This window comes from Bradyrhizobium valentinum (genome assembly GCF_001440405.1).
Classification (GTDB): domain Bacteria; phylum Pseudomonadota; class Alphaproteobacteria; order Rhizobiales; family Xanthobacteraceae; genus Bradyrhizobium; species Bradyrhizobium valentinum.
The window spans coordinates 252-6,508 of sequence record NZ_LLXX01000073.1 but is presented as its reverse complement, the minus strand read 5'-3'; the positions used below and the strand labels follow the sequence as shown (position 1 = coordinate 6,508).

The window sequence follows — 6,257 nt, the reverse complement described above, 5'->3', positions numbered from 1 at the left end:
CCCCCCCCCCATCCACGTCTTTGCCGCCACGAAAAAGAAGACGTGGATGCCCGGGTCAAGCCCGGGCATGACGAGTAGATAGACCACCTTGGAAAGCCAATCTCATGTCCGTCCGTATCGTCGACGTCTGCGAAATCACAAAACCGATCTCCTCGCCGATCCGCAACGCCTATATCGACTTCACCAAAATGACGACGAGCCTGGTCGCCGTCGTCACCGATGCGGTTCGCGACGGCAAGCGCGTCGTCGGCTACGGCTTCAATTCCAATGGCCGCTACGGGCAGGGCGGACTGATCCGCGAACGCTTTGCGCCGCGTCTGAAGGAAGCCGATCCGAAGAGCCTCGCGACAACGCCGAGCAAGGCAAGGCCCCGCAGCACGTCGATGGCGTCGATCCGCTCGGCGGGGCCTGTCGGCCGGGGAGAGGCGGCGTCATCGGCCATTGCGCCATGATTTCCAATCGAGCGGCGAATGAATTCCTCGCCGGGCTACGACAGTCGCATGTCCAACAGCCGACGGCCCTCCACCTTGAGTAGTTTCTTCACCGCACTTGACGCGGCGATGTCGCCCTGGTTGGCGTAGGCCTCGTGGTTCTTCTCGATGTCTTCGAGGCGGTAGAGGTAATTGACCATGACCCCTGCGGATTCGCGCAGGCCTTTCGGCGAGAGGTCGCCGAGCCAGTTGATCTTCTCCAGTCGCGCGCCGTTGCCGATATGGAAGCGCGCCACCGAGTCGATCAGCCGGCCTTTTGACGTGCGGGCTTTCAGGAAATAATACGCCGCAAGGGGCTCCAGCACGGCGCGCAGTTGCGCAGTCAATTCCGCGTTCTCGAACCAGTCCGGCTTGTCGAGGCTCTCCAGCAGCGTCCGTTCCTCGTCGCTGAGCGGAACGTCATCGTCCTTCTTCAGCCATTGCATGAAGCCCGGCACTGGCGACAGCGTGATGAACGTATCGAGCTTCGGCAGTTCGCGCCGCAATTCCTCGACCACCTGCTTGATCAGGAAGCTGCCGAAGGAAATGCCGCCAAGCCCTTTTTGCGTATTCGAAATCGAATAGAACACGGCGGTGCGCGCGCGTTCGACCGGCACCGGCTGCCGCTCGGCGGCGAGCAGCGGCGCGATTGCGGTCGGGATCGTCTCGGTCAGCGCGACCTCGACGAAGATCAGCGGTTCGTCGTTGAGCTGGGGATGGAAGAAGGCGTAGCAGCGGCGGTCGACCGGGTCGATGCGGCGGCGCAAATCGTTCCAGTCGCGGATTTCGTGCACGGCTTCATAACGGATGATCTGTTCCAGAATGTTCGCTGGCGTCGACCAGTCGATCCTGCGTAGCACGAGAAATCCCCTGTTGAACCAAGAAGATAATAGATGCACGACGTCGCGGTCGAGCGCGGCCAGGTCCTTGTTGCCCTTCATCAGGGAAAGCAGGTCGGCGCGCATCGCCACCAACTCGCTGGTGCCGCCCGGCGCGCGGTTGAGCCGGCGGATCAGCTCCTGCCGGCGCGGCTCGGAAGCAAAGTGCAGATCGCTGGCATCGCTGTCGTTTGGCTGGCTGCGCCAGCTCTCGATCGCCTGCGACAGCTTCTCGCGGTCGGGGCCGAAGTCGCGGGCCAGCGTTTCGAAGAAGGTGAGCCGGCCGGCGGCGTCGAGGTCGTGGTAGCGATCGAGCACGTCGCGCGCCATCGCGGTGCCGGACGCTTCACCGCGGCCCGACAGCAGGGCTTCGCACAACCCGATCAGCTCCGAAGCATCCTGGCCGTCGTCGGACGGTGCAGCCCGTCGCAGCAGCGTGCGGCCACGTTCTGATATCGTGGCGAGAAGATCGGAGAAGAAGGCATTGGCCATTTGGCGGGTCGAATCCAGCGGGGTGTTGCGGAATCTTACATGGGATTTAGGTCGGTGCCGATCACAATCAAGCGCATGGACCGTACGGAAATATGTCACGCCTCCAAAAGCGTCGTCATGGCCGGGCTTGACCCGGCCATCCATCCCCTTGGAAAAAGCATTTCACGAAGATGATGGATACGCGGGTCAAGCCCGCGTATGACGACGAGGCCGCCTCATTCCTTCCCGGCAAATTCCGTCGGCGTTTTTCCGGTAACCTGCCGGAAGGCATGGGAAAACGCGGGCACGCTGGCATAGCCCAGATCCGAGGCAAGCTGCTTGACCGAGACGCCGGTCTCCGTCGACAGCTTCTCGATCGCCGCCGCGATCCGGGCGCGCTGGCACCAGCTCTTGAAACTCAATTGCGTCTCCGACGAGAACAGGCGCGACAGCGTCCGCACCGAGGTGCCGACCTCGCTGGCCAGGCTCTCGATCTCGTGGTCGGCAGTCGGGTCTGATAGCACGATGTCGGCGGCGCGCCGGCAGCGCGGCTCACGCGGCAGCGGGATGAAGGTCGCGGAATCCTCGGCCCGGTCCAACTCCATCATCGCAAGTTGCAGCAGAAGGGCGGTTCGCTCACGATTGCTGCGATCGTCGAACAAAGCGAGAATCGCCTGATGCAGGAGCGGCGACACCCGCACCACGAATTCCGCATCTAAGCTGTGGCTGCGCGCCTCGCGCTGCAGCCAGTCGAGCTCAAAATAGAGCGTCCGCATTTCGATGTCGGCGAGCACGTCGATCGCATGTTCCGATAGCGCGGGCACCCACACCGCGCGGTCCGGCGGCACCAGCCAGCGGCCTTTTGGCGTCGTCACCTGCATCGTTCCCTTCGCCGCATAGACCAGTTGCGCCTCGCGATGCATGTGGGTATCGAGCCGGACGCCCTTTTTGTAGCTGTTGGCGATCATGTGGATGCCGTCGCCGGTCGAGATGCGGCGCCCGATAATGGCGGCAATTGGCTTTTCGGCGATATTCATTGGCGACATCCCGTCAGGACAACCCCGTATAACCTATTTCGGAAAATTGCGGGATTCGGGAATCGACCATGAACAGCCCAAGCCGGGTGATTACCTTCGTCAACGCCGCCCACTTCATCGACCATTATTCGATGCTGATTTTCGCCGCCGCCGTCATTATCATGGGCCCGGCGCTCGGCATGGCCTATTCGGAGCTGCTGCCTTACGCTACTCCCGGCTTCGTCGCTTTTGGCGCGGGCTCGCTCATCACCGGCTGGCTCGGCGACCGCTGGAGCCGCCGCCATATGATGGTGATTTTCTTCCTCGGCATCGGCGCGTCGATGGTCGCGGTCGGCTTCGTGCAAACGTCGCTGCAGCTTGGCGCCGCGCTGCTCGCAATCGGCCTGTTCGCCTCGATCTACCATCCCGTCGGCACCGCGATGATCGTGTCCTATGCCGACAGGCTCGGCCGCGAGATGGGCCTGAACGGCGTCTGGGGCAATCTCGGCGTGGCGTCATCGGCGCTGGTCACCGGTGTGATAGGGCAATATCTCGGCTGGCGCTGGGCCTTCATCATCCCCGGCGTGGTCACCATGCTGATCGGCGTGACCTTCGCGCTGATGGTGGTGCATGAGGATCGAACCGGCACCAGGCAGGCGGCGGCGCAGGCGCGGGTGGCGAAGCAGGACATGTGGCGGGTGTTCCTGGCTTTGCTGATCGTGGTGATCGCGATATCCACCACGTTCAACGCCATCACCGTGGCGATGCCGAAACTGTTTGCGGAGCGGCTGGCCGGCATGACCACCAGCCCGGCGTTGCTCGGGGTCATCGCCGCTGGCGTCTATGTCTTTGGCGCGATGACGCAGTATACCATCGGCAAGTTGATCGACCATTATTCGCTCAAGACCGTGATGCTGCCGCTGTCGTTTTTGCTGGCGCCGTTTATGTATTTCGCGGCGACGTTGTCGAACTTGCCGCTGATCATCGCCTCCATCGGCATCGTGATGGGCGCGTTCGGCCAGGTCACCGTCAACGACGCCATGGTTGGCAAATACACCACCGAGGAATGGCGCTCGCGCGCCTATTCGGTGCGCTACTTCGTCGGCTTCACCGCGGCCGGCGCCTCCGTCGGCTTGGTGGCGTGGCTCTACGAGCAGGGCGGCTTCGTCACCATGCTGCAAACGTTCGGCGCGCTCTGCCTGCTGGTGATCGTGGCTGCGATCATCCTGCCGCGGGAGATCAGGGTGCCGGCGGCGCAGAGCGCGCCGTAGGCGAAGGACGCCGGAAGCGCGGCGGTCGAACTCATGGTGTCGTCACCCTGTCATGGTGCAGGCGGGCTGAGGGCGTTTCCCAGCCTGGCAAGCTCGTCATATCGTGCGCGCCTGGGCTACCCGCGACGATTTGCTGCGGCGCAATAGCTCAGGGGTAACGTAGCTAAATCCAACAGAGCACTTGACCACCGCTACCCTCCTTGTGTGAGGTGCGGGCATGACCCGAATCCGGCTTTTCCTGTTCATAATTGCGATGTCGGCGCCATCGCTGGCGGCGGCGCAGACCATGAAATTCGAGGAGGCCGGCGCCATGCTGGCCGCGAGCTGTGGCAAGGACATCGATGACAACTGCCGCGGCGTCAATCTCGACGCGACGCGCCTGAGGGAGTGCCTCGGCCGCAACCAGGATGTGGTCTCGGCGAAGTGCAAGACCGACTATCCGCAGGCCCTTGGCGCCATCCAGCAGCGCATTACCGCGCGCACCTCGCTTGTAAAACTGTGCAATTGGGAATTGAACAAGCTGTGTGGTGAGGTTCGGTACGATCCCGTCAAGGGGATACAGTGTCTTTTGGATTCAACCAAGAAGGCGACCCCGAACTGCAACAAGGCGATCAGCGCTGCGGGGTATCGCTGATGCTTTTGGGAAGAAAGCTGCGCGGCATCGGTCTCTTGCTGGGCGTCTCGGCCCTGTTCGCCTTGCCGGTGGCAGCGGCGCACGCGCAAACGGCTACCTCGACGGCAGACATTATCGAGAAGCTTGCCGTTGAAGCCGAGGCCGATCTCGACCTGCCTGCCTTGCGCCAACAGGCTGCCGACCGGATCAAGGCAAGAGCGGATGCGCAGCCGCAGAAGCGGCCGCCGATCGCGCCGCAACTGACGAAACTGCCGCAAGTCCGTTTCGACATCGTGTTCGACCAGGACTCCTCGCTGATCCGCCCGGCCTCCTATCAGACGATCGGTAGCATCGCCGACGCATTGACCGATCCGAAATTGCGGCCCTATCGCTATCTGATCGTCGATCACGTCGAGGCAGCGGGCCGGCGCGACCACAATCTGATCCTGAGCCAGCGGCGCGCCGACTCGATCCGGGATGTCCTGGTGAACACCTTCAAGGTATCGCCGAAACGGCTTCAGGCACTCGGACTCGGCGAGGAGCAGCTACAAGACATCAATCGGCCGGCTTCGCCGGCCAATGCGCGCGTCCAGATCATTGCGGTCGGAAAGTTTGAAACGGCCGAACCGGCAACGCCGGCTGCGGCGGCAAAAGGCGCCGCTGCGGCAAAGAAGAAGCGCTGATCATCCACAAAAGGGGTGAGCGCGACGCCAGCCGCGGGCTGGGGAAGGAGCGCCCGATGCTCAATCAATTCTCGCCGGCAATGGCCGGCCTCTTTCTGGGATTAACGATGATGATGAATGCGCCCGCCGCCGCAGACGCCTTGAAGGACGAGATCGCGCCGACCGGCAAGCTGCGGGTGGCGATTGCGATCAGTCCGGCCGGTGGGGCGTTCTGGTCGACCAAAACCGAGACCGGCTATGCCGGGGTGCCGGTCGATCTCGGCAAGGCGATGGCCGAGCAACTTGGCGTCCCCGTCGAATATGTCGCGCACAACAATTCCGGGCAGATCGTCGATGCGGCGTCGAAGAACACCTGGGACATCACCTTCCTGCCGAAGGATCCCGAACGCGAGGGCAGAATGTCGTTCGGGCCGATCTATGAGGTTGCGGACGCGACCTACATCGTCAAGCCAGGTTCGCAGGTTACGAATTTCGCCACGCTCGATCAGCCCGGAATCAAGGTCGCCGCGGTCAACAACACGACCACGATGCGCGGTGCGATCGCGCATCTGAAGAATGCCAAGGTCACGGGCTACCAGACCTATGACGAAATCTTCGGTCTGCTCAAAAGCGGCGAGATTGACGCGTTCGCGCTATCGCGCGACCAGCTCAACGCCATGGCAAAGCAGATCCCAGGCAGCCGCGTGCTGGAGGAAACCTTCAAGCAGACCGTGACGGCGGTCGCAGCGCCGCTCAATCGTCCGCTGTCGCTGGCGTTTGCGGAGAAGTTTCTGAATGAAGCGATCGCCAACGGCACGCTCCGCAAGGCCTATGACAATAACGGCCTGAAGGACCGGCCGGTGCGGACGCAGACGA

6 protein-coding genes and 1 pseudogene are annotated in these 6,257 nt (G+C 62.7%); 5 read left to right on the top strand and 2 right to left on the bottom strand.

The window, feature by feature from the left end:
- Positions 1 to 104: 104 nt before the first annotated feature.
- Positions 105 to 345 (top strand): annotated as a pseudogene (locus CP49_RS11865) (mandelate racemase); the annotation flags it as partial.
- 142 nt (positions 346 to 487) lie between these two features.
- Here the strand turns inward: CP49_RS11865 and CP49_RS11860 are convergent.
- Together CP49_RS11860 and CP49_RS11855 are read right to left on the bottom strand one after the other, a co-directional pair.
- Positions 488 to 1,840 (bottom strand): malonyl-CoA decarboxylase, encoded by a 1,353-nt coding sequence (locus CP49_RS11860; RefSeq protein WP_057850443.1) that lies wholly within the window; start codon positions 1,838 to 1,840, stop codon positions 488 to 490.
- Between the two features lie 215 nt (positions 1,841 to 2,055).
- Positions 2,056 to 2,856 (bottom strand): AraC family transcriptional regulator, encoded by an 801-nt coding sequence (locus CP49_RS11855; protein ID WP_057850442.1) that lies wholly within the window; start codon positions 2,854 to 2,856, stop codon positions 2,056 to 2,058.
- A gap of 68 nt (positions 2,857 to 2,924) precedes the next feature.
- Between CP49_RS11855 and CP49_RS11850 the strand changes: the two genes are divergently transcribed.
- From CP49_RS11850 to CP49_RS11835, 4 genes are all read left to right on the top strand, one after another.
- On the top strand, positions 2,925 to 4,106 hold the full coding sequence (locus CP49_RS11850) for an MFS transporter (RefSeq protein ID WP_057850441.1): 1,182 nt from the start codon (positions 2,925 to 2,927) through the stop codon (positions 4,104 to 4,106).
- 217 nt (positions 4,107 to 4,323) lie between these two features.
- Positions 4,324 to 4,740 carry a hypothetical protein gene (locus CP49_RS11845; RefSeq protein WP_057850440.1) on the top strand — a complete coding sequence of 139 codons (417 nt, stop codon included), beginning with the start codon at positions 4,324 to 4,326 and terminating at the stop codon, positions 4,738 to 4,740.
- Positions 4,740 to 5,402 (top strand): OmpA family protein, encoded by a 663-nt coding sequence (locus CP49_RS11840; protein ID WP_057850439.1) that lies wholly within the window; start codon positions 4,740 to 4,742, stop codon positions 5,400 to 5,402. Before CP49_RS11845 ends, CP49_RS11840 begins: the two co-directional genes overlap by 1 nt.
- Before the next feature lie 113 nt (positions 5,403 to 5,515).
- On the top strand, positions 5,516 to 6,257 hold a 742-nt coding region (locus CP49_RS11835; RefSeq protein WP_420807605.1), incomplete at its 3' end, for a transporter substrate-binding domain-containing protein.

Bases quoted from the DNA above. Each gene is read 5' to 3' on its own strand.
- CP49_RS11860 (WP_057850443.1), bottom strand. From the start codon at position 1,840: ATGGCCAATGCCTTCTTCTCCGATCTTCTCGCCACGATATCAGAACGT.
- CP49_RS11855 (WP_057850442.1), bottom strand. From the start codon at position 2,856: ATGAATATCGCCGAAAAGCCAATTGCCGCCATTATCGGGCGCCGCATC.
- CP49_RS11850 (WP_057850441.1), top strand. From the start codon at position 2,925: ATGAACAGCCCAAGCCGGGTGATTACCTTCGTCAACGCCGCCCACTTC.
- CP49_RS11845 (WP_057850440.1), top strand. From the start codon at position 4,324: ATGACCCGAATCCGGCTTTTCCTGTTCATAATTGCGATGTCGGCGCCA.
- CP49_RS11840 (WP_057850439.1), top strand. From the start codon at position 4,740: ATGCTTTTGGGAAGAAAGCTGCGCGGCATCGGTCTCTTGCTGGGCGTC.